Annotated in this window: 18 protein-coding genes and 1 pseudogene; 9 read left to right on the top strand and 10 right to left on the bottom strand. The window is 69.8% G+C overall.

Annotated features, from left to right (window positions below):
• Window positions 1–111: 111 nt before the first annotated feature.
• Both manB and NQU54_RS28735 read right to left on the bottom strand, forming a co-directional pair.
• On the bottom strand, window positions 112–1,218 hold the full coding sequence (gene manB, locus NQU54_RS28730) for a mannose-1-phosphate guanylyltransferase (RefSeq protein ID WP_257633611.1): 1,107 nt from the start codon (window positions 1,216–1,218) through the stop codon (window positions 112–114).
• A 72-nt stretch (window positions 1,219–1,290) separates the two neighbouring features.
• The gene (locus NQU54_RS28735) at window positions 1,291–2,955 is read right to left on the bottom strand and encodes a peptidoglycan recognition protein family protein (protein WP_257633612.1); all 1,665 of its coding nucleotides are present in this window, start codon (window positions 2,953–2,955) and stop codon (window positions 1,291–1,293) included.
• A gap of 128 nt (window positions 2,956–3,083) precedes the next feature.
• Between NQU54_RS28735 and NQU54_RS28740 the strand changes: the two genes are divergently transcribed.
• From NQU54_RS28740 to NQU54_RS28755, 4 genes are all read left to right on the top strand, one after another.
• Window positions 3,084–3,836, top strand: coding sequence for a TIGR03089 family protein (locus NQU54_RS28740; RefSeq protein ID WP_257633613.1), 753 nt, complete (start codon window positions 3,084–3,086; stop codon window positions 3,834–3,836).
• A 301-nt stretch (window positions 3,837–4,137) separates the two neighbouring features.
• Window positions 4,138–5,256 (top strand): LCP family protein, encoded by a 1,119-nt coding sequence (locus NQU54_RS28745; protein ID WP_257633614.1) that lies wholly within the window; start codon window positions 4,138–4,140, stop codon window positions 5,254–5,256.
• 227 nt (window positions 5,257–5,483) lie between these two features.
• Window positions 5,484–7,175, top strand: a complete 1,692-nt coding sequence (locus NQU54_RS28750) for an LCP family protein (protein ID WP_257633615.1) — start codon at window positions 5,484–5,486, stop codon at window positions 7,173–7,175.
• 87 nt (window positions 7,176–7,262) lie between these two features.
• A complete protein-coding gene (locus NQU54_RS28755) occupies window positions 7,263–8,897 on the top strand; it encodes an LCP family protein (protein WP_257633616.1) in 1,635 nt (544 codons plus the stop codon).
• A gap of 94 nt (window positions 8,898–8,991) precedes the next feature.
• Here NQU54_RS28755 and NQU54_RS28760 read toward each other — a convergent pair whose 3' ends face one another.
• A complete protein-coding gene (locus tag NQU54_RS28760; protein ID WP_257633617.1) occupies window positions 8,992–10,008 on the bottom strand; it encodes a glycosyltransferase family 2 protein in 1,017 nt (338 codons plus the stop codon).
• 219 nt (window positions 10,009–10,227) lie between these two features.
• Here NQU54_RS28760 and NQU54_RS28765 point away from each other — a divergent pair, with 219 nt between their 5' ends.
• Window positions 10,228–11,685: an LCP family protein gene (locus NQU54_RS28765; protein WP_257633618.1), complete on the top strand. Its 1,458-nt coding sequence runs from the start codon at window positions 10,228–10,230 to the stop codon at window positions 11,683–11,685.
• Between the two features lie 340 nt (window positions 11,686–12,025).
• Here the strand turns inward: NQU54_RS28765 and NQU54_RS28775 are convergent, their stop codons facing one another.
• Window positions 12,026–12,451: an RNA-guided endonuclease InsQ/TnpB family protein gene (locus tag NQU54_RS28775; protein ID WP_308408507.1), complete on the bottom strand. Its 426-nt coding sequence runs from the start codon at window positions 12,449–12,451 to the stop codon at window positions 12,026–12,028.
• Here NQU54_RS28775 and NQU54_RS28780 point away from each other — a divergent pair.
• Complete coding sequence (locus tag NQU54_RS28780; RefSeq protein ID WP_257633619.1) at window positions 12,438–13,577, top strand: methyltransferase domain-containing protein; 1,140 nt, start codon at window positions 12,438–12,440, stop codon at window positions 13,575–13,577. The genes NQU54_RS28775 and NQU54_RS28780 overlap by 14 nt on opposite strands.
• 51 nt (window positions 13,578–13,628) lie before the next feature.
• On the opposite strand, the gene NQU54_RS28785 is transcribed toward NQU54_RS28780, so the two are convergent.
• Entirely contained in the window at window positions 13,629–14,168 is a 540-nt protein-coding gene (locus tag NQU54_RS28785; RefSeq protein WP_198269208.1) for an acyl-CoA thioesterase, read from the bottom strand.
• A gap of 113 nt (window positions 14,169–14,281) precedes the next feature.
• Window positions 14,282–14,533 (bottom strand): annotated as a pseudogene (locus tag NQU54_RS28790) (acyl-CoA thioesterase); the annotation flags it as partial.
• 107 nt (window positions 14,534–14,640) lie between these two features.
• Here NQU54_RS28790 and NQU54_RS28795 point away from each other — a divergent pair.
• A complete protein-coding gene (locus NQU54_RS28795) occupies window positions 14,641–15,963 on the top strand; it encodes an LCP family protein (RefSeq protein ID WP_257633620.1) in 1,323 nt (440 codons plus the stop codon).
• A 67-nt stretch (window positions 15,964–16,030) separates the two neighbouring features.
• On the opposite strand, the gene NQU54_RS28800 is transcribed toward NQU54_RS28795, so the two are convergent.
• A complete protein-coding gene (locus NQU54_RS28800; protein ID WP_257633621.1) occupies window positions 16,031–17,206 on the bottom strand; it encodes an acyl-CoA dehydrogenase in 1,176 nt (391 codons plus the stop codon).
• 163 nt (window positions 17,207–17,369) lie between these two features.
• Here NQU54_RS28800 and NQU54_RS28805 point away from each other — a divergent pair, with 163 nt between their 5' ends.
• On the top strand, window positions 17,370–18,710 hold the full coding sequence (locus NQU54_RS28805) for a UDP-glucose dehydrogenase family protein (protein WP_069873326.1): 1,341 nt from the start codon (window positions 17,370–17,372) through the stop codon (window positions 18,708–18,710).
• A 60-nt stretch (window positions 18,711–18,770) separates the two neighbouring features.
• Here NQU54_RS28805 and NQU54_RS28810 read toward each other — a convergent pair whose 3' ends face one another.
• The 3 genes from NQU54_RS28810 to NQU54_RS28820 form a co-directional block, all read right to left on the bottom strand.
• Window positions 18,771–19,964 (bottom strand): dipeptidase, encoded by a 1,194-nt coding sequence (locus NQU54_RS28810; protein WP_257633622.1) that lies wholly within the window; start codon window positions 19,962–19,964, stop codon window positions 18,771–18,773.
• Between the two features lie 215 nt (window positions 19,965–20,179).
• Window positions 20,180–20,704, bottom strand: coding sequence for a 5-(carboxyamino)imidazole ribonucleotide mutase (purE, locus tag NQU54_RS28815; RefSeq protein ID WP_257633623.1), 525 nt, complete (start codon window positions 20,702–20,704; stop codon window positions 20,180–20,182).
• Entirely contained in the window at window positions 20,701–21,843 is a 1,143-nt protein-coding gene (locus tag NQU54_RS28820) for a 5-(carboxyamino)imidazole ribonucleotide synthase (protein ID WP_257633624.1), read from the bottom strand. Before NQU54_RS28820 ends, purE begins: the two co-directional genes overlap by 4 nt.
• 159 nt (window positions 21,844–22,002) lie before the next feature.
• Between NQU54_RS28820 and NQU54_RS28825 the strand changes: the two genes are divergently transcribed.
• Complete coding sequence (locus NQU54_RS28825) at window positions 22,003–22,533, top strand: GtrA family protein (RefSeq protein ID WP_257633625.1); 531 nt, start codon at window positions 22,003–22,005, stop codon at window positions 22,531–22,533.
• Window positions 22,534–22,551: the final 18 nt, after the last annotated feature.

Below are 22,551 nucleotides of genomic sequence, written 5' to 3' on the forward strand. Positions count from 1 at the left end.
CCGGAGAGGCTGGAACACAGGGCTCCGCCCCGGACCCCGCTCCTCAAACGCCGGAGAGGCTGGGGTTGGAGGGGCCGGGCTCATGTGGGTTCGGGTAGGGGTTCGGGGTCGTCACTGGTCGGATGAGAAGCGGACCGCGCCTGCTGGGATGTCCGCGCCGCACCACACTCGTACGCCGTCCCGTAGTTCGTTGTCCGGGCCGACCAGGGCGCCGTCTCCGACGACCGCGCCCTGGAGTACCGTGCGGGCGCCGATCCGGGCGCCCGCGCCGACGAGTGAGTCGTGCACCTGTGCGCCTTCCTCCACGACGGCGCCCTCCAGCACCGTGCTGCCGTCGATACGGGCCCCCGCGCCCACCCGGGCCTGTGGGCCGATGACCGTGCCGCCGGTCAGCTTGGCGTCGACCGCGACCGAGGCGCTGTCCAGGACGAGGCGGTCTCCGCAGCGGCCCGGTACGGCCGGGGAGGGGGCGCGGCCCAGCACGAGGTCCGCGGAACCGCGGACGAACGCCTGGGGGGTGCCGAGGTCGAGCCAGTACGTGGAGTCGACCATGCCTTGCAGATGCGCGCCGTCGGCGAGCAGTCCGGGGAAGGTCTCGCGTTCGACGGAGACGGGGCGGTCGGCGGGGATCGTGTCGATGACCGAGCGGTTGAAGACGTACGCGCCCGCGTTGATCTGGTCGGTGACGATCTCCTCGGGGGTCTGCGGCTTCTCCAGGAAGGCGGTGACCCTGCCGTGTTCGTCGGTGGGCACCAGCCCGTACGCACGGGGGTCGGGGACCCGGGTGAGGTGCAGGGAGACGTCGGCGCCCGTCGTGCGGTGGTTGTCGACCAGGGCACGGATGTCGAGGCCGGTGAGGATGTCGCCGTTGAAGATGAGCACCGGGTCGTCGGGGCCCGAGCGCAGCCGGGAGGCGACGTTCCGGATGGCGCCGCCGGTGCCGAGCGGTTCCACCTCCGTGACGTACTCCAGGTGCAGGCCGAGCGAGGAGCCGTCACCGAAGTACGGCTCGAAGACCTCCGCCAGGTAGGAGGTGGCGAGCACGATGTGCTCGACCCCGGCGGCGCGGGCGCGGGCGAGTTGGTGGGTCAGAAACGGAACGCCGGCCGCCGGGACCATCGGCTTGGGAGTGTGCACCGTCATCGGGCGCAACCGGGTTCCCTTGCCGCCGACCAGGAGGATCGCCTCCGGCGATAGCGTTGCTGGCGCTTTGGTCACGTATCGTCTCTGCTTCCTGGTGGGGCTCGCCGGTCGGCGGCCAGTGTATGCAGATCCCCGGACCGCGCCTGATCAGCGCCCCTGGAGGCGGGCGGCTGTCTTCCGTACCGAACCGAGCTTCTCGTGGAGGCGCTCTCCCGGGCACTCGGTGGCAAAGCCGTCGCGGTGACCCGCGATCACATCGAGCTTTACGCTGGCGCCCCTTTTGTACTTGTTGCCGCCTCCGGACACCAGATGCGCGGTGCCGCGCGGATTCCGCTTGAAGAGACCCAGTTTCCACGCGGTCAGCTTCGCGATGGCCGTCACGGCCTTGGCCGGAGGCTTCTGGGTGGAGAAAGTGCCGAGGACGGCGACGCCCATGCTGTCGGTGTTGAAGCCCAGGGTGTGTGCTCCGCGTACGGCTTTGGCCACCCCGCCGGAGCGGCCTTCGTAGATATTTCCGCACTTGTCGATGGTGAAGTTGTAGCCGTAGTCACGCCATCCCAGGCTCTTCACGTGGTAGCGGTAGATACTGCGCAAAAGGGAGGGCGCCTCGGAGCAGCTGTACTTATTGCCCGTCACGGTGTGGTGGATGAAGGCGACCTTCACGGTCTTGCTGTAGACATGGCCCGTTTCGCGGATCTTCTCGTCGGCGCCCCAGCCCGCGCGCGTGACGATGCGGGGCCGCGGCGCGCCGTACCGGGCGGCGTTCGCCTTGGTCACCTCCGCCGGGAGCGCGCTGGACGGCGGGGCTGACGGCGGGGCGGACGGCTGGATGGACGGCGGGGTGGCGGGGCTCGGTTGCCGGGTGGCGGGGTACGGCCGCGGCTTGGCAGACGTTCCGGAGGATCCCGAGGGCGGCTTCCGGGACGCTCCCGCCGACGGCCTCGCACCCGGCGCTGTCGGCGCAGCACCCGCCGACGCCCCGCCCGTCCTCGCGACACCCCTCGCCGTCGGCACCGGACGCGCCGGAAGGGCGCGGAGCGCGGCCCGGTCCGGGGGCGGCGGCGCCGGGGCCTCGCCGGGGTCGATCAGCTCCAGCCGCAGCCCGCTGGGCAGGGCCGCCGCGGCCCGCGCGTCCGCGGCCGAGGCCGGTTCGGGCCTGACCCGCGCCTGGACGCCGTCCGAGGCGCCGACCCACAGCGGCGCCGTGCCGCCGTGGGCCCGTGCGGCCAGGCGTTCGGGCGAGTCGGGGTCGGGGGCCTCGTCCCCGTACGGCAGCAGCTCGCGCCAGGGGGTCCACTCGCCGCCGACCGCGCGGGTGCGCACCTGCGCCCGGCCGCGGAGTTCGGCGGCGGGCCGGTCCCAGACGACGCCGACGAGCGAGAACGGCCGCACGCCCGACGCGATGACGCCTCGGTCGGCGGCCGGAGCGTCGGCGCCGGGCACCGCGACGCCCCGATCGACGCTCGGGTCGGCACCCCGGTCAACGCCCCGCCTCGCGCCCTCATCGACCTCCCGACCCATGCCCTGATCGACCTCCCGACCCACGTCCTCGTCGGCCTCCCGACCCACGTCCCGATCAGCACCCCCATCAACGTCCCGAGCGACATCCCGATCGACGCCCCCATCAACGCCCCGGCCAACACCCCCATCGAGCCCGCCCCCGACAAGCGGCCTGAGCGGCAGCGACTGTGTGGAACCCGCGGCGACGGTCCGTTCGGCCCGGGCGTGGGCGGGGTCGGGGTGGAGGGCGAGGGGAAGGGCGAGGGCGGCGGTGCACGCGACGCCGATCGAGGATGCCAGGTATGCACGCATGATTGAAATCGTCTACATACAGCGACAAAACTGTCCATTCGGAAGAGCGGACACGTCACGGACCGTCCGGCGGCCCGGACCCAACAGGCCCCGTCCGAGCCGTATATTCGGCGCGTAGGCTTGCGCGGGTGAACGCCACCGATCGCACCCCTGCCGACCTGCTGGGATCCGCGCTCGACGCGGACCCTTCCCGCCCGTTTGTCACCTTCTACGACGACGCCACGGGCGAACGTGTCGAACTCTCCGTGGCCACCTTCGCCAATTGGGTGGCGAAGACCGCCAATCTCCTCCAGGACGATCTCGCCGCCGCGCCCGGCGAGAGATGCGCACTGCTGCTTCCCGCCCACTGGCAGACCGCCGTGTGGCTGGTGGCCTGTTCCTCGGTCGGGGTCCTCGTGGACATCGGGGGCGACCCGGCCTCCGCCGACCTCGTCGTCAGCGGCCCCGACACCCTCGAGGAGGCGCGGGAGTGTGCCGGGGAGCGGGTGGCGCTGTCGCTCCAGCCGCTGGGCGGCCGCTTCCGCCAGTTGCCGGACGGGTTCGCGGACTACGCCGTGGAGGTGCCCAGCCAGGGCGACCGCTTCGCCCCGTACTCCCCGGTGGATCCGGATACGCCCGCGCTGGCCGTCAGCGGGGTGGAGCTGACGAGCGCCGAGGTGGTGGAGCGGGCGCGGGCCGACGCCGCCGGGCGGGGGCTCGGGCCCGGTTCGCGGATCCTCTCGGGGCTGCCGTACGACATCTGGGAGGGGCTGTCGTACGGGCTGTACGCGCCGCTGGTCAGCGGTGGTTCGGTGGTGCTCTGCCGCCATCTGGACCGGCTGGACGACAAGGAGCTGGCCGAGCGCACGGAGAGCGAGCGCGTCACCGCCACCACACCCTGACCCGCTCACCGCCACCACACCCTGACCTGTCCGGCGGACCGAGGGCCCAGTCCACGGGCCGCGTCGCCCACCCCGCGATGATCTACGGATACGTACAACCATGCGCGGGCTTCGCATGTCTGTTCCGGTAATCGGTACCCCGGGAGCACTCCGGCGCCCGGTATTCCGGTCATCGGTGTCCCGGCGCCCGGCGTCCCGGTCATCGGACCGGTCCTCGGACCGGTCCTCGGACCGGTCATCGGGTTCCCGGCATGCGATGCCGCTCCGTCCACGGGCGGAGGACGGGTGGGAGGACGCGGACGTGACGACCGACAGCTCTGATCCCATACCGAGACGCAGGCGCCGCTGGCCGCGTGTCCTGGCGCTGGGCGTGGCCGTGCTGGTGCTGTCGGCCTCCGGGGTGGGGTGGTGGTTCTACGAGCGCCTCGACGGCAATATCCGCACCGATACCCGTACCGCGCACGAGCTCCGGAAGTACGAGGCCGAGCGGCCGGTGTCGGTGGTGCGGGACGCGCAGAACATCCTGCTGATCGGCTCCGACAACCGGGGCGGCGAGGGCAACGGCAAATACGGCAGGGACACCGGCACCCAGCGCTCGGACACCACGATCCTGCTGCATCTCCAGGCCGGCGGCAGGAGCGCCACCGCCGTCTCCATCCCGCGCGATCTGATGGTGGACATCCCGGCCTGCGACCGGCCGGGCGGAAAGCCGGCCCAGGCCCGGTTCGCCCAGTTCAACTGGGCGTTCGAAACCGGTGGCGCGGCCTGCACGATCCGCACCGTCGAGAAGCTGACCGGGATCCGCGTCGACCACCATGTGATCGTGGACTTCAACGGCTTCAAGCGGCTGGTGAACGCGGTCGGCGGGGTGGAGATGTGCCTGAAGGAGCCCGTCGACGACGATGACGCGCATCTGAAACTGCCCGCGGGCCGTCAGGTCCTCCACGGGGAGCAGGCCCTGGGCTATGTGCGCGCCCGGTACAGCATCGGCGACGGCAGCGACACGGAGCGCATCGGCAGACAACAAGAGTTCATGAGCTCGCTTGTGAAGAAAGTGCAGAACAATGGTGTGCTGCTCAATCCGGCGAAGCTGTATCCGGTGCTCAACGCGGCGACCTCCTCGCTGACCACGGATCCGGGACTGGATTCGCTCAAAGATCTGTACGCTCTGGTGCGCGGTCTGCGGGACATCCCCCGGGAGAAGATCCGGTTCCTCACGATTCCGCGCCAGCCGTACGCGTACAACAAAAACCGCGATGAGCTCGTCCAACCCGATGCCGACCGCTTGTTCCGGCAGTTGCGGCTGGACCGGCCGGTTCCGGTGTCCCATGCCGTGACGGCTTCGACGAGCGGTGTCCCGAAGACCGCCGGCCTCGGTTCGTACCAGGGGACGACGGCGGCGCGCGGCATCTGCGAGTAAAAGGACCATAAGGAGGAGCCACGATTCGTGAAGGATCAGATAAGGATTGGGCAGATTGCCCAGTTGTAGGGAAGTGGAATTTGTCACCGGCGTCGCTTGACGCTGATCTGGGCGGATAGTGTGAGCGATCCGGTGCGCTCTACGAGGTGGCCGCGCACTGCACGAAGAAGGATGGAGCGCCTTGAGGGGGAGGCGCCGCGTGGCACCGACGGAGGACACAGGCGACCGTGGACGCGCAAGGCCCTGGCGGGGCGGGTGAATTCGACCCAGCCGATCAGTGGGTGTTCGACCCGAATACGGGCAACTACGAACTGCGGCTGAACCCGGCCGAAACATCGGCGGACGACACCACCGAGCTGCGACGGGTCCCCAGATCGTCGAGCGGTGACGGCGCCGTCGGCTCCGAGCTCAGAGGGCGCCGCCGTGCGGCGAAGCGGGAGGAGAAGGAGGAGGCGACGGGCCCGGTCAGCCGTCGCAAGCCGAAGCCGAAGAAGTCGAAGGCGAAGAAGGCGCTCTACTGGGGCAGCGGCACGCTGGCGTTTCTGCTGGTGGGCGGCTCGGCCGCCGCGTACTTCGTCTATCAGCACCTGAATAGCAACATCAGCAAGGTCGATGTCGGCGAGAACAACGCCGCGGTCTCCAACGGCCCGATGAACATCCTGCTGATCGGCACCGACCGGCGCGACGGCAAGGGGAACGAAGGCTACGGTGACGCGGGTAGCGTCGGACACGCCGACACCACGCTGCTGTTCCATGTCTCCGAGGACCGGTCCAACGCGACCGTGCTGTCCATTCCGCGCGACATGATCACCGACATCCCGGACTGCCGCACCAAGCAGGAGGACGGCTCCTTCAAGAACATCCCGGGCGAGTCGGAGGTGCGCTTCAACACCAGTCTGGGCCAGGAGGAGCGTGACCCCGGCTGCACCTGGCAGACGGTCGAGAAGCTCACCGGGCTCGAGATCGACCACTTCATGATGGCCGACTTCAACGCGGTCAAGGAGATGTCCTCGGCGGTCGGCGGGGTCGAGGTGTGCCTCGCCAAGGACGTCAACGACCCCAAGTCGCATCTGAACCTCAAGAAGGGCCGCCATACGATCGAGGGCGAGGAGGCGCTGGCGTTCGTCCGGACCCGGCACACCGTCGGCTTCGGCGGCGACCTGGACCGGATCAAGCTCCAGCAGCAGTTTCTGAGCTCGCTGATGCGCAAGATGAAGTCCAGCGGCACGCTCTCCAGCCCGGGCAAGCTGTGGGGCCTGGCCCAGACGGCCACCAAGGCGCTCACCGTGGACACCGGGATCGGCACCGTCTCCAAGCTGGCCTCGCTGGGGAAGAACCTGAGCAAGGTCGACCTCAAGAACGTCACCTTCGCGACCGTCCCGGTTGTCGACAACACCGACGGTGCGACCGTGCTGCTCGACAAGACCAAGGCCGAACCGCTGTTCGCCATGGTCCGCCAGGATGTCTCCCTGACCGAGGTCAAGGAGAAGGAGAAGGCCGCCAAGGACAAGCAGGCGGCGCTGCTGAAGGGGCCGAAGGCCGACCCCGCCGACGTCCGGGTCAAGGTGCTCAACGGCAGTGGGCAGTTCGGCGCCGCCCAGGAGACCGTCGACTGGATGCAGAATACCGAGGGGATGCTCCGCACCAGCAACGGCGGAAACGCTCCGTCAGAGCTGAAGAAGACGACGCTGGAGTACGCTCCCAACCAGGCCGACCAGGCGCGCCGGCTGGCCGACAGCATGGGGCTGCCCGCCTCCGCCATGAAGCAAGGCACGAAGGACGCCGAGCCGATGGCGGAGATGACCCTGACGCTCGGCGCGGATTTCAAGGGCGCCGGTACCCCCATCTCCGCTCCGTCGAAGGCGCCGAAGGACATCCAGAGGGTCGGGGCCGACGACAAGAACGTCTGCGCCAAGTGACCGTCGTCGGCCGGCGGATCCATCTCGTCCATCGGGGCCCCGCGGGGCCATCGGGCCGGACGACCTAGAAAGTGCGGGGAGGGCCCGATGCGGCAGAGCGATGTGCGGGGGGAAAGAGGTCGGCGGGCCGCCGTCCCCGAACCCCGTGAGCACGGTGAGGACGGCAGACCGCCGGAACGGAAGGGCCCCGCGTCGCCAGGCGCGGGGCACAGACCGGGTGGCGGTCAAGGGCGGCCGAAGAGGAGTCGCGGAGTGCGGATCCTGCGCTGGACCGCCCTGACGCTGGCGGTACTGATACTTGGCGCGGCCGGCGCCGGATACTTCTACTACGAACACCTGAACGGCAATCTGAAGAAGGAGGATCTGGACCTCGGCGACAGCAAGATCGGCAAACCCGAGCCCAACGCCGCCGGCCAGACCCCCCTCAACATCCTGCTCATCGGCTCCGACAGCCGGAACACCGCGGAGAACGTCAAGCTGGGCGGCGCCAAGCAGGACGCCGGCCGCAAGCCACTGGGCGATGTGCAGATGCTGGTGCACGTCTCGGCCGACCGCAGCAATATGTCGGTGGTCAGCATCCCGCGCGACACCCGGGTGACCATCCCCCAGTGCACCGATCCGCACGACGGCACGGTGTACCCGAAGACCGAGGGGGCCATCAACCAGTCGCTCCAGCACGGCGGTCCCGGCTGCACGGTCGCCACCTGGAAGGAGCTCACCGGCGTCTACATCGATCACTTCATGATGATCGACTTCTCCGGGGTGGTCTCCATGGCGGACGCCATCGGCGGCGTCCCGGTGTGCGTGGACGACAACGTCTACTCCCATGACAGCAAGGGCCATGGCTCCGGTCTGAAGCTGACCAAGGGCACCCACAACGTCAAGGGCGTCCAGGCCCTCCAGTGGCTGCGCACCCGCTACGGCTTCGAGGACAACAGCGACATAGGCCGGGCCAAGGCCCAGCACATGTACATGACCTCGATGATCCGCCAGCTGAAGGCGGGCACCAAGCTCAGCGACCCGGGCAAGCTGATGGACCTCGCGGAGGCCGCCACCGACGCGCTGACCGTCGACCACGGCCTCGGCACCGTCAAGGAGCTGTACGACCTGGGCAATGACCTCAAGCGGGTGCCGACCAAGCGCACCACCATGATCACCATGCCCTGGGAGTACGGCGGCGGCGGTGGCTACGTACTGCCCAAGCCGGGCGACGCCGAGCAGACCTTCTCGCTGCTGCGCAACGACGTCGCGCTGGACGGCAAGGACAAGAAGAAGCCCGACGCGACCCCGGCGCCCACCGGGCCCAAGGAGGAGATCCCGGTGGTGGTGCAGAACGGCACCGCCAGCACCGTCCTGGGGCCGGTCTCCGGCCGGGCCTCGGTCATCACCTCCGAGCTGGTGCGGCTCGGCTACGCCAAGGCCACCGCGAACGCGACGCTCATCTCGCAGGCCGACACCACCGTCCTCTACCCGGACGAGGCCCGGCAGGGCGACGGCCTGGCCGTGGCCAAGGCGCTGAAGCTGCCGGAGTCCGCGGTGAAGTCGTCGCAGTCGGTGCGGGAGATCAGCGTGGTGGTCGGCAACGACTGGCGCCAGGGCACCGTCTATCCGCGGCCGGCGGCCGACGACGACGGCGGCGGCGGCAAGACGCCCAAGAGCGCGGACGCGCTCAACGGCGAGGAGAAGGGCTGTATGCAGGTCAACCCGGGCTACACCTTCTGAGCTCCCCGTGACGGCACGTGAGGTCCCGTGACGGCACGGCGAAGGGGTCGGACCCGGGTCCGACCCCTTCGTACGAAGCCGCGCGGGACGGCCGCTACCGCGCCATGACCGCCGGGCGGCGGCTCGCGATGACCCTCTTGGCGAGCGACCGAGGACTGGTCAGGAAGCCCCAGCCCCACGACATGTGCATGGTCGCGAGCGCCACCGGGATCCGCAGCCGGGCCTTCGCCGGAAGCCCCTTGCCCGCCGGGATCGAGCCCGCGGCGATCGCGGCCAGATAGCCGCCGGGGATCACCAGGCCCCACGGGGTGACCGCCGCGCCCACCACGATGCCCGCCGCGATGGCGACGACGGCGGTCGGCGGGGCGAGATAGCGCAGATTGATCGAGCCCTGGTGGAAGCGGGCGACGACATGGCGCCAGCGCCCGTAGTCCTTGTACTGCTTGGCCAGGGTCCGCACGCTCGGCCGCGGCCGGTAGGAGACCTTCAGCTCGGGCGAGAACCAGATCAGCCCGCCGGCCTCACGGATCCGGAAGTTCAGCTCCCAGTCCTGGGCGCGGATGAACTCCTCGTTGTAGCCGCCCTGTTGCTCCAGCGCCTCGCGGCGGAAGACACCCAGGTAGACGGTCTCGGCGGGGGCCGCCGCACCGCCGGTGTGGAAGGCCGCGTTGCCCACTCCGATCTTGGAGGTCATGGCGGCGGCGACGGCCTTCTCCCAGTCGCTCTCGCCCTCGGCGTGCATGATCCCGCCGACGTTCTGCGCGCCGGTCTCCTCCAGGAGCCGTACGGCGGTCGCGATGTAGTCCGGAGAGAGCATGCCGTGGCCGTCGACCCGGACCACCACCGGATGGCGGGATGCCTTGATCGCCGCGTTCAGGGCGGCGGGGGTGCGGCCCGTGGGGTTGGGGACCGTATGCACCCGGGGGTCCTCCGCCACCAGTTCGGCGGCGATCTCGTCGGTGCGGTCCGTGGACGGGCCGAGCGCGATCACCACCTCCATCTCGCCGTCGTACTCCTGCTCCAGGATGTGCCGCACGGCATTGCGCAGATGGCGTTCCTCATTGAGCACCGGCATGATCACGGAGACGGCCGGGAGCTGATGCGGGGGCATGGCACCTCGGGGTTCGGGGGCCGGGCCCCAGGAGACTGGTGGCGGGGCCCCAAAAGACTGTGGTAGCGGGGTCACGTTACCGCGAATGGGGGACACCGGAACGCGCCGCCCGGGTGGCAGCGCGCCGTACGGGCGGCGTGGGGCCGCCGGGGCGATCGTCGTATGGGCCTACGGTGAGGCGGTTCCGCCCAGCCCGCCGAAGTCACGGAGGTCCCCGGAGTGAGTGCACCGGCCAGATCGCCGCGCCCGTCGCGCCCCCGCTCCCGCCGCCCCCGCTGGGGGCTGCGGCTCGCCACGGGCGGCGCCTGTCTGGTGCTGGCGGTCAGCGGCATCGGGCATCTGCTGGTCAGGGAGCTCGAATCCGGGATCCACCGGGTGGATGCCTTCGGCGGCCTGGACAACCGGCCGAAGCACACCGGCGGGGGCGTCAACTTCCTCGTGGTCGGCACGGACGGACGGGAGAAGATCACGCCTCGGGAGAAGGCGCTGTACCGGCTGGGCGGAGCCCCCTGCCACTGCACGGACACGATCATGCTGATGCATCTGTCGGCCGACCACCGCCGGGTCAGCGCGGTCAGCCTGCCCCGCGACTCCTACGCCCAGATCCCCGCGTACACCGACGCCACCGGCAAACGCCATCCGCGGCATCCGCGGAAGCTCAACGCCGCGTACGCCGAGGGCGGGCCCAGCCTGACCGTGCGGACCGTGGAGCATATGACCGGAGTCCATGTCGACCACTACCTCGAGGTCGACTTCACCAGCTTCATGAAGACCGTCGATGTGCTCGGCGGGGTCAAGATCTGTACCGCGCGGCCGCTCAAGGACGACCACACCGGTCTTGACCTGCCGGCCGGCACCCATGTGCTGAGCGGCGGCGAGGCGCTGCAATACGTCCGCTCCCGGCATGTGGACGGCACCTCCGACCTGGGCCGGATCCAGCGCCAGCAGCGTTTCCTGGCCGCCGTGGTCCACCAGACCACGGCCGGTGGCATCCTGCTCAACCCGGTGCGGTTCAACCGGGTGGCCGGGGCCCTGCTCGGCTCGGTCCGCGCCGACAACGGCTTCGACGCGGCGGACATGGTCGCCCTGGGGCGGGCGATGAGCGGGGTGACCCCCGCGTCCTCGGAGTTCGCCTCGGTCCCGGTGGTCCTGCCGGGCGTCGCGGTGAAGGGGGCCGGCTCCACGCTCCGCTGGGACCGGGCCAAGTCCGAGCGGCTCTTCGCCACCCTCCGCGAGGACCGGCCGCTCGTGGCCGACCGCCCGAAGCAGACGGCGGCCACCCCGGTCGATGTGGACCCGGCCCGGGTCCGGGTCCATGTGCTCAACGGCACCAATACGACGGGGCTCGCCCGCCGCGCGGACCGCGCGCTGCACGCCACCGGCTTCGCCACCACCGGCTCCCCCGCCGACGCCGCGACCCCCGACGTCCGGCACACGGTGATCGCCTACGACCCCGTCTGGGACCGCTCGGTGCGCTCGCTGACGGCCGCGCTGCCCGGGGCCCGGCTGAAGCCGGTGGCCGGGCAGGGCGCCGTGATGCAGATCACGATCGGCGCGGACTACACGGGCGTACGGCCGGTCCGGGCCGAGGGGCCGAAGACCGACAAGACCGGGTTCGGGGCCGTCACCGGCGACGAGGTCGTCTGCCCCGAGGGCGGCGCCATCCGCTCCCTCTGACCCCGCAGGTCACGGCCGGTCGGTGCTGACCCCGGGGGTCACCGCCGGTCGGCGCCCTCGGTGGCGTCGTCGGCGCGCCCGGCGGTGCGCTGGGCGCGGAGCTCCTTGATCGCGCGGCGGCGGGCCAGCCGGTGGGTCCGGCGGATCTCGGCCTCCTGTTGACCTTCGTCTCTCCCTCGTGAAGAGGGAGAGACTCCGTCCGTCCTCAGCTCGTGTGGTGAGCCGAGGACCCCGGTGTTTCCTGGTTCCTCCCTCTCCTTTCGGTGAGGGGTTGTGCGCGGGCCTCACGATTTCCGACCGTGTGGGACTTACAGCGCTTCGCAGGCTTTTACCGACGCCGTTACCGGCGGCGGGCCCCAGCGTGTCCACACCGGCAGCACACCTGACTGGAGGGGAAGTCCCGGGCGATCTTGGTGAATATGCGCCCGTACCGGGTCATCTTGTATGCAAGCATGCTGAGGAAAGATGCCCAGCCGGCGTCATGGACGGACTTGGCGTGTATGCCACAGGCGAGGGCTCGCACCGATAAGGACTCCGCGGAGGCCGCTTGGTTCTCACGGGCCAGCTTCGAAGACCATCTGTGATGGAAGTCCCGTCGCGCATCCGCCACCCTGGCGTGGGCTCGGGCGACCTTCCGGCGCTGCTTATCCCGGTTCTTCGATCCCTTCTGCTTACGCGACAGGCGGGACTGTTCCCGCTTAAGCCCCGAAGCACTTCGCACCCGCCCCGCCTCCCTCCCTTGGAGTTCACGCGTGAACTGGTCCACCCGCGCCGTCGCTCTGGCCGGCGCCGCGACACACCGGCACTCCCGATGGGCGCCGGCCGTCGCCGCTACGCCACGGCATCTGTTCGTCCCCCGATGGTGGGAGCGCGGTTCGGACGGCTGGGAGCTGCACGACGGCCCCTCAGACCCGAATCGCTGGCTCGACGCGGCGTACCGCGACACCTCGCTCGTGACCCGTGTCGGTCCCTTACACGCCGACTACGCCACGGAGGCCGACCGGCCGCACGGCCGGCCGACGTCCTCGGCCACGCTGCCAAGCCTGGTGGTGGGCATGTTCCAGCATGCCCGCGTCGACGATGGCGACCGGCTGCTCGATGTGGGCACGGGAAGCGGGTACGGGGCCGCCCTCGCTGCCCGCCGACTGAGCGACGAGCAGGTGACAAGCGTCGACGTCGACCTCTACCTGACCGAGATCGCCCGCAAGCGGGTGAGCGAGGCTGGGGTCGCTCCCACGCTCGACACGTTCGACGCGACCGGGGACCTGCCGTACGACCCCGCGAGCTTCGATCGGATCGTCGCCACCGTGTCTGTACGCACCATCCCCGCAGGCTGGCTCCGGGTGCTTCGCCCCGGCGGTCGGCTGGTGACCACGATCGCCGGTACCTCCCTTCTCGTCACGGCCGAGAAGGACCAGGACGGGGGCGCGACCGGGCGCGTCGAGTGGGACCGGGCAGGGTTCATGCACGCGCGCCACGGTGACGACTACCCGCCCGGCGCGACCGTTCGCCTCGCCAAGGCCGCGGAGTTGGACGGAGACGAAGTGACCCGCGGTCCGTACCCCGTCGTCGACGTGGCGAACGCGTGGGACCTCGCCTCCATGCTCGACATCGAGACACCCGGTATCGAGCACGAGTACCGGGAGGACGGCGAGCAGCGCGTCGCGCTCATGGCACACGCCGACGGATCGTGGGCCCGTGCGACGGCGACCGGGAACGAGCGGCCCACCGTGCACCAGGGCGGCCCCCGCCGGCTATGGGACGCCCTCGACAAGGTCCGCGACTACTGGCTGAGTCACGGCGAGCTACCGGTGCGAGGGGCCCGGGTGGACATCATGCCCGACGGCCGTACCTTCCTCGGCCGCGGGAAGTGGCAAGCCGAGCTGAGCTGAGCTCGCCACCACACACCCCCGTCGGGATCTCCCGGCGGGGGTATCCGCGTTTTACTCGCTCGGACGCTGCTCGCGCAGCTCTCGAATCGCGCGGCGCCGGGCAAGCCGGTGCGTACGCCTGATCTGTGCCTCTTCAAAGCGCCGCTTGTCGCGTTCCGTCTCCGGAAGCACAGGGGGGACCGCGCGCGGCTTGCCGTCGGCGTCAACCGCGGCGAACACCAGGTAGGCCGATCCGACCTGCTGCGCCGGCGTCGACTCGTTCCAGCGCTCGGCCTCGACCCGTACGCCGATCTCCATGGACGTACGGCCAGTCCAATTGCACTGTGCGTGAACATGCACAAGATCGCCCACACGGACGGGCAGGAGAAACGCCATCTCATCCATGGACGCCGTTACGGCGGGGCCGCCCGAGTGCCGCCCCGCGACCGCTCCGGCCGCGTCGTCCACCAACTTCATGATCACGCCACCATGGACGGTACCGAGCAGGTTGGTGTCGGCGGCCGTCATGATGTGGGACAGCGTCGTACGCGACGCCGATGTCGGCTTGCCGGGAAGGTCGTCCCCTGCCGACGTAGGGCCCTGATCAGTCATGACACCACCATAAGCGGACGGCCCCGACGCCTTGCTGTGACAGCGTCGGGGCCGCCTGTAGCTGCTCGCCGCGTTCCCGCTGGTCAGCGGGTTTATGCCTTAGGGGACTAACCGTGGACGAGGTCGCCGACTCTGACGGGTTCGAGAAAGGCCATCTCGTCCATCGACGCGGTGACCGCGGGCCCCTCGGAGTGGCGTCCGGCGACCGCTCCCGCCGCGTCCACCAGCTTCATGATGACGCCGCCGTGAACGGTCCCGAGGAGATTGGTGTCACTGCCTGTCATGATGCGTGACAGCGTGGTACGAGAGGCGGAGGTGGGCTTACCCAGAAGCTCCAGTTCCGCATCCTGGGCCTGATTGGTCATGCCGCCCACCTTATGCGGACGAGATTCTTATCAGGTCTGCAACAGCCGTGCCGCGATCCGGCCCCCACCCTGTAATGCGACCCACCCGACCAGGCACACTGCCTTGCATGAGCGAATGGCCCCAAGGATTCACCGGCGACGGCAGCGGCCGGTACGGACGTGGTAGCGGCAGCGCCGAGCCGGAAGGGGCGCGCGCCATGCCGCAAGTGAGACGTGCGGCACCCGGTGCGGGCGGTCCACCGCCGCACCACGAGCCGCCGCTCCCGCCCGACCTCTCGCCCCACGGCACCATCCCGCGGCAGCAGGCGTCCCAGGGCTATGACGATTACGACGACGGCTACAACACCGGGCAGGTCTACGGCCACGGCAACGGCGGGCCCGGCGGCGGCGACCCCTACGGCCCCGGTGGTCCGGGCGGCCCCGGCCCGCGTCCGGTGAGGCCGAAGAACTGGAAGCGCCGGATAACCATCGGCCTGGTCACCCTGATCGTCCTGCTGCTCGCCGTCGGCATCGGCACCTACTTCTGGGCCGACTCCAAGCTCCGCCGCGAGGTCGACCTCAGCAAGGTCGAGGACCGGCCGGGCGGCGGCAAGGGCACCAACTACCTGATCGTGGGTTCGGACAGCCGCGAGGGCATGTCCGACGAGGACAAGAAGAAGCTGCACACCGGCTCGGCCGACGGCCGCCGCACCGACTCCATGATCCTTCTCCATGTCGGTGACAACGGCAACACCATGGTCAGCCTCCCGCGTGACTCCTGGGTCACCATCCCGGCCTTCACCGGTTCGGAGAGCGGCCGGCGGATCCCGCAGAGCCAGAACAAGCTGAACGCGTCGTACTCCTCCGAGGGCCCCGGGCTGCTCGTCCGCACCATCGAGTACAACACCGGTCTGAAGATCGACCACTACGCGGAGATCGGCTTCGACGGCTTCGCCAACCTCGTGGACGGCGTCGGCGGTGTCGACATCGACATCCCGCAGGACATGAAGGACAAGAAGTCCGGCAATGACCTGAAGAAGGGCAAGCAGACGCTGAACGGCCAGCAGGCGCTCGCCTTCGTCCGGCAGCGCTACGGCCTCGCGGGCGGCGACCTGGACCGCACCAAGAACCAGCAGAAGTTCCTCTCCGCCCTGGCCAACAAGGCGGCCTCGCCGAGCACCGTCCTGAACCCCTTCAAGCTCTACCCGACGATGGGCGCCGGCCTGGACAACCTGGTCGTCGACAAGGACATGAGCCTGTGGGACGTGAAGGACATGTTCTTCGCGATGAAGAGCGTCTCCGGCGGCGACGGCAAGCAGATGAACATGCCCGTCTCCAATCCCGGCCTCGCCACCTCCAAGGGCAGCGCGGTGCAGTGGGACATGACCAAGGTCAAGCAGCTGATGGGCGAGCTGAAGAACGACGAGAAGGTCACCGTCTCCGGCAACTGATCCGGACCGGACGGACGAGCGGCGCCGGGCCCGATCGGGCCCGGCGCCGCTCGTTGGTCCCGGAGGGTTACGGAAGGTTGCGCGCCATCACGATGCGCTGCACCTGGTTGGTGCCCTCGTAGATCTGCGTGATCTTGGCGTCGCGCATCATCCGCTCGAGCGGGTAGTCGCGGGTGTAGCCGTAGCCGCCGAGGAGCTGGACGGCGTCGGTGGTGATCTCCATCGCGGCGTCGGAGGCGTAGCACTTGGCCGCGGCGCCGAAGAACGTCAGGTCCTCCTTGGCGCTCCCGGCGGACACCCGCTCGGACCTGGCCGCCGCCGCGTAGGTGAGCTGCCGGGCGGCCTCCAGCTTCATCGCCATGTCGGCGAGCATGAACTGGATGCCCTGGAAGTCGCCGATCGGCTTGCCGAACTGCTTGCGCTCCTTGACGTACCCCTTGGCGTAGTCGAGGGCGCCCTGGGCGATGCCGAGGGCCTGGGCGGCGATGGTGATCCGGGTGTGGTCGAGGGTCTTCATGGCGGTGGCGAAGCCGGTGCCCTCGGCGCCGATCATCCGGTCGGCGGGGATGCGGACGTTGTCGAGGTAGACCTCGCGGGTCGGGGAGCCCTTGATGCCGAGCTTCTTCTCGGGGGCGCCGAAGGACACGCCCTCGTCGGACTTCTCGACGACGAAGGCGGAGATGCCCTTGGAGCGCTTCTCGGGGTCGGTGACGGCCATCACCGTGTAGTACTCGGAGACCCCGGCGTTGGTGATCCAGCGCTTGACGCCGTTGAGTACGTAGGTGTCGCCGTCGCGCACCGCCTTGGTCTTCATCCCCGCCGCGTCCGAGCCCGCGTCGGGCTCGGAGAGACAGTAGGAGAACATCGCGTCGCCCTTGGCGAGCGGGGCCAGGTACTTCTTCTTCAGCTCCTCGGAGCCGGAGAGGATGACCGGCAGCGAGCCCAGCTTGTTGACCGCCGGGATCAGGGAGGAGGAGGCGCAGACCCGGGCCACCTCCTCGATGACGATCACGGTGGCCAGCGCGTCCGCGCCCGAGCCGCCGTAGGACTCGGGGACGTGTACCGCGTGGAGATCGTTCGCGACCAGGGCGTCCAGCGCCTCCTGCGGGAAGCGGCCCTCCTCGTCGACCTCGGCGGCATAGGGGGCTATCTTCGCCTCGGCGAGAGAGCGGACGGCGTCACGGAGCATGTCGTGCTCCTCCGACGGCCGGTACAGGTCGAAGTCGTTCACCGAGGACGCCAAGCCTCTCACTCCCCAAAAGTGCTAACTACCGTTAAGTAACTGAATTCTAGGGGCGATGCCCCGGTAGGTATACGTGACCTACCTGACAGAGTCGGCTGAGCCGTCCCGCGGTCCCGACTATGCTCAGGCACCGCATCTGCGATCGACCGTTCTGGAGCACTGCATGGCCCTCAAGATCACCGTGATCGGCACCGGATACCTCGGCGCCACCCACGCAGCGGCCATGGCGGAGCTCGGCTTCGAGGTGCTCGGCCTCGACGTCGTACCCGAGAAGATCGCGATGCTCACACAGGGCCGGGTGCCCATGTACGAGCCCGGCCTCGAGGATCTGCTGCGGCGCCATACCGCGGGGATCGAGGGCGCCACCGGGCGGCTGCGCTTCACCACCTCCTACGAGGAGGCCGGGGAGTTCGGCGACATCCACTTCATCTGTGTGAACACCCCGCAGAAGCACGGCGAGTACGCATGTGACATGAGTTATGTGAACGCCGCGGTGGACTCGCTCGCCCCGCATCTGCGCCGCCCCGCGCTGGTCGTGGGCAAGTCCACGGTGCCGGTCGGCAGCGCCGACCTGCTCGCGGCCCGGCTGGCCGAGCTGGCCCCGGTGGGGGCGGACGCGGAGCTCGCCTGGAACCCGGAGTTCCTGCGCGAGGGGTTCGCCGTCCAGGACACCCTGCACCCGGACCGGATCGTGGTCGGCGTCGCCGGCGACCGGGCCGAGAAGCTGCTCCGCGAGGTGTACCAGACGCCCATCGGCGAGGGCTCGCCGTTCGTGGTGACCGACTTCCCGACCGCCGAGCTGGTGAAGGTCGCGGCCAACTCCTTCCTGGCCACCAAGATCTCCTTCATCAACGCCATGGCCGAGGTCTGCGAGGCGGCGGGCGGCGATGTGGTCAAGCTGGCCGAGGCCATCGGCTACGACGAGCGCATCGGCAAGAAGTTCCTGCGGGCCGGGATCGGCTTCGGCGGCGGCTGTCTGCCCAAGGACATCCGGGCCTTCATGGCGCGCGCCGGTGAACTCGGCGCCGACCAGGCGCTGACCTTCCTCCGCGAGGTCGACTCGATCAACATGCGGCGCCGCGGCCATATGGTCGAGCTGGCCCGCGAGGCCGTCGGCGGCAGCTTCCTCGGCAAGCGGGTCGCGGTGCTGGGCGCCACCTTCAAGCCCGACTCCGACGACGTCCGGGACTCCCCCGCGCTCAATGTGGCCGGCCAGATACAGCTCCAGGGCGCCCAGGTCACCGTCTTCGACCCCAAGGGCATGGCCAACGCCCGCGCCCTCTTCCCGACCCTCGCCTACGCGGCGAGCGCGGCCGAGGCGGCGGAGGGCGCCCATGCGGTGCTGCACCTCACCGAGTGGCGCGAGTTCCGCGAGCTGGACCCGGCGATCCTCGGGACCGTGGTCGCCGAGCGCCGCATCCTCGACGGGCGCAACGCCCTGGACCCCGACGTCTGGCGCGACGCCGGGTGGACCTACCGGGCGCTCGGCCGCCCGATGGCGTAACCGCCTCGCCCCTGCCGGACGAGGTCCGGCAGGGGCGAGGCGGTACGTGGCCGAACGGCCTTACTCGGCGCCGTCCAACTGATCGATGGTCGCCAGGGACGGGCCGCGCGTGGTCTGCGCGGTGCGCGCCACATCCTCGGCACCGCGCAGCGTACGGACCGCGTTCTGCCAGGTCAGCTTGGCGAGGTCGGCCGATGACCAGCGGCGGTCGAGGAGTTCGGCGACCAGGTTCGGATAGCCCGCGACATCGCTGAGGCCCTCCGGGGTGAACGCGGTGCCGTCGAAGTCGCCGCCGATGCCGATGTGGTCGATGCCCGCCACCTCGCGCATATGGTCCAGATGGTCGGCGACGGTCGACACGGTGGCCAGGGGGCGCGGATTGGCCTCCTCGAAGGTGCGCTGGACCTTCATCGCGGCGGGCGTCATCTCCAGCGGATGCAGACCATGGGCGCGCATGTTCTCGTCCGCCTCCCGGGTCCAGGCGACCGCCTCGGGCAGGACGAACTTGGGGACGAAAGTGGCCATCGCCACGCCCCCGTTGGCGGGCAGCAGCTCCAGCACATCGTCCGGGATGTTGCGCGGATGGTCGCAGACGGCGCGTGCGGAGGAGTGCGAGAAGACCACGGGCGCCTCGGTCACCCGGAGCGCGTCCCGCATGGTGTCGGCCGAGACATGGGAGAGGTCCACGAGCATGCCCAGGCGGTTCATCTCGCGCACCACCTCCTCGCCGAAGCGGGTGAGGCCGTGCGCCTTCGGCTCGTCGGTGGCCGAGTCGGCCCAGGGGACGTTGTCGTTGTGGGTGAGCGTCATGTACCGCACGCCCAGGTCGTACAGGGTGCGCAGGGTGGCCATGGAGCAGTTGATGCTGTGGCCGCCCTCGGCGCCCATGAGGGAGGCGATGCGGCCCTCGGTCCGCGCCGCCTCCATGTCGTCGGCGGTGAAGGCGGGGCGCAGCGTGGTCGCGTACCGCTCGGTGAAACGGCGGACAACGTCGATCTGTTCGAGGGTGGCGCTGACGGCGGTGTCGCCGCTGAAGTCCGAGCGTACGTAGACCGACCAGAACTGGGCGCCTACGCCGCCGGCCCGTAGGCGGGGGATGTCGGTGTGGGTGTACGCGGTGAGGTCGGCGGCCATGTCGCGCTGGTCGAGGTCGTAGCGGACCTGCTCGCGCAGGGCCCAGGGGAAGTCGTTGTGGCCGTCCACGACGGGGTTTGCGGCCAGCAGGTCGTGGGCTTGCGCGAGGTGATCGGTCATCTTGGCATTTTCGCCCCCGGGCGTGACGAAGTCACGTGTTGTGGGGGCGCCTGCGGCGGGCTTGCCCCCACCCCGCCCCTTCCCGGAACTTGGGGCTCCGCCCCCAGGCCCCCGCCGGGGCTCCGCCCCTGGACCCCGCTCCTCAAACGCCGGAGGGGCTGGGGTTGCTCCTCAAACGCCGGAGGGGCTGGAAATTCCCGGAGGGGCTGGCTGGTTCAGTGGCCGAAGCCGAAGGATCCCGCGCCGTTCGCCTTGGCTCGCAGGCGCTTGCCCTTTTCCGTGGCCTGGGTGTTGAGCTCGTTCTGGAACTCGCGCATCTTGGCCTGGAGTCCGGGGTCGTGGGCGGCCAGGATCCGGGCGGCGAGCAGGCCCGCGTTGCGGGCGCCGCCCACGGAGACGGTGGCCACCGGCACGCCCGCGGGCATCTGGACGATCGACAGCAGGGAGTCCATGCCGTCGAGGTACTTCAGCGGTACGGGCACCCCGATCACCGGCAGCGGGGTGACGGACGCGAGCATGCCGGGGAGGTGGGCGGCGCCGCCCGCGCCCGCGATGATCGCCTTGAGGCCGCGGTCCGCCGCGTTCTCCCCGTAGGCGACCATCTCGCGCGGCATGCGGTGTGCCGAGACGACATCCACCTCGTAGGGGACCTCGAACTCGTCGAGGGCCTTGGCCGCTTCTTCCATGACGGGCCAGTCGGAGTCGGAGCCCATGACGATGCCGATCACAGGAGCGCTCATTCGGTGATGGTCCCTCGGAGGTAGTCGGCGGCGTGGCGGCCGCGCTCGCGCACATCCGCCAGGTCGTCGCCGTAGGTGTTGACGTGGCCGACCTTGCGCCCGGGCTTCACGTCCTTGCCATACATATGGATCTTGAGCGCCGGGTCGCGCGCCATGCAGTGCAGGTAGGCCGCGTACATATCGGGGTAGTCGCCGCCGAGCACATTGGTCATCACGGTCCACGGCGCACGCGGCCTGGGGTCGCCGAGCGGCAGGTCCAGCACGGCCCGTACATGGTTGGCGAACTGGGAGGTGACGGCGCCGTCCTGGGTCCAGTGACCGGAGTTGTGGGGGCGCATCGCCAGCTCGTTGACCAGCAGCCGGCCGTCGCGGGTCTCGAACAGCTCGACCGCGAGATGGCCGACCACCCCGAGCTCCGCCGCGATCTTCAGAGCCATCTCCTGCGCCTGGCCGGACAGCTCCTCGGAGAGGCCGGGGGCCGGGGCGATCACGGTGTCGCAGACCCCGTTCACCTGGATCGACTCCACGACGGGGTAGGCGACGGCCTGGCCGTGCGGGGACCGTACGACATTGGCGGCGAGCTCACGGGCGAAGTCGACCATTTCCTCGGCGAGGACGGGCACCCCCGCGCGGAACGGCTCGGCCGCCTCCGCCACACCGCGGACCACCCACACGCCCTTGCCGTCGTAGCCGCCGCGCACCGTCTTGAGGACGACCGGATAGCCATCGCCCTCCTCCTCGGCGAATCGCGCGACGTCCTCGGGGTCGGTCACGATGCGGTGGCGGGGGCACGGCACACCGGCGTTCCGCAGCCGCTCGCGCATCACACCCTTGTCCTGAGCGTGCAACAGCGCCTCGACTCCGGGGCGGATGACCACGCCATCCGCTTCCAGGGCGCGCAGATGCTCGGCCGGGACATGCTCATGATCGAAGGTGACCACATCACAGCCTTGTGCGAACGCACGAAGGGTGGCCAGGTCGCGGTAGTCGCCGATGACGACATCGCTGACCACCTGGGCCGCCGAATCCTGCGGGGTGTCACTGAGCAGCTTGAACCTGATACCGAGGGGGATGCCCGCCTCATGGGTCATACGGGCGAGCTGGCCGCCACCGACCATGCCGACTACCGGGAATGTCACCCTCCCAGGGTAACTTCCCCCTTCGACCGGCCCTGACCTGCGTTGGAGGAACCTCCAGACATTCCCGCCGGGCCGCGATCGCGGTCTGGAGAGCGGGGGGCACGGCCGCTGGTTAGCATGGAGTGATTGACGCCGACAGGACGGGGCTGAACGATCACCATGAGTGAACGGAGCACACTCGGTGGGCTGCGCGCCCAGATGGGGCAACTGGCCCGCGAGATCGCGAAGTTCGGGGTGGTCGGCGGTGCCGGCGTCTTCGTCAATCTCGCGGTGTTCAACCTGGTGCGCAGCGTCACCGAACTGCCCGTGGTGCGGGCCAGCATCGTGGCCACGGTGGTCGCCACCGGCTTCAACTACCTGGGATATCGGTACTTCACCTACCGGGACCGCGACAAGCAGGGCCGCACCAAGGAACTCAGCCTCTTTCTGCTGTTCAGCGCCATCGGCCTGATCATCGAGAACGGTGTGCTCTACAGCGCCACCTACGGCTTCGGATGGGACAGCTCGCTCCAGAGCAATGTGTTCAAGTTCCTCGGCATCGGCCTGGGCACCCTCTTCCGCTTCTGGTCCTACCGGACCTGGGTGTTCCAGACGCTGCCCGCGCGGGATGCCGTCGAGCGCGCGGAAGCCTTTCTGTCCGAGGCGCCGCCCGCCCAGGCCAACCGCCGAACGCAGCCGGTCAGAAAGTAGCGCGGTGGCGAGGTAGCG

This window comes from Streptomyces malaysiensis subsp. samsunensis, from assembly GCF_024519315.1.
Taxonomy (GTDB): Bacteria; Actinomycetota; Actinomycetes; order Streptomycetales; family Streptomycetaceae; genus Streptomyces; species Streptomyces malaysiensis.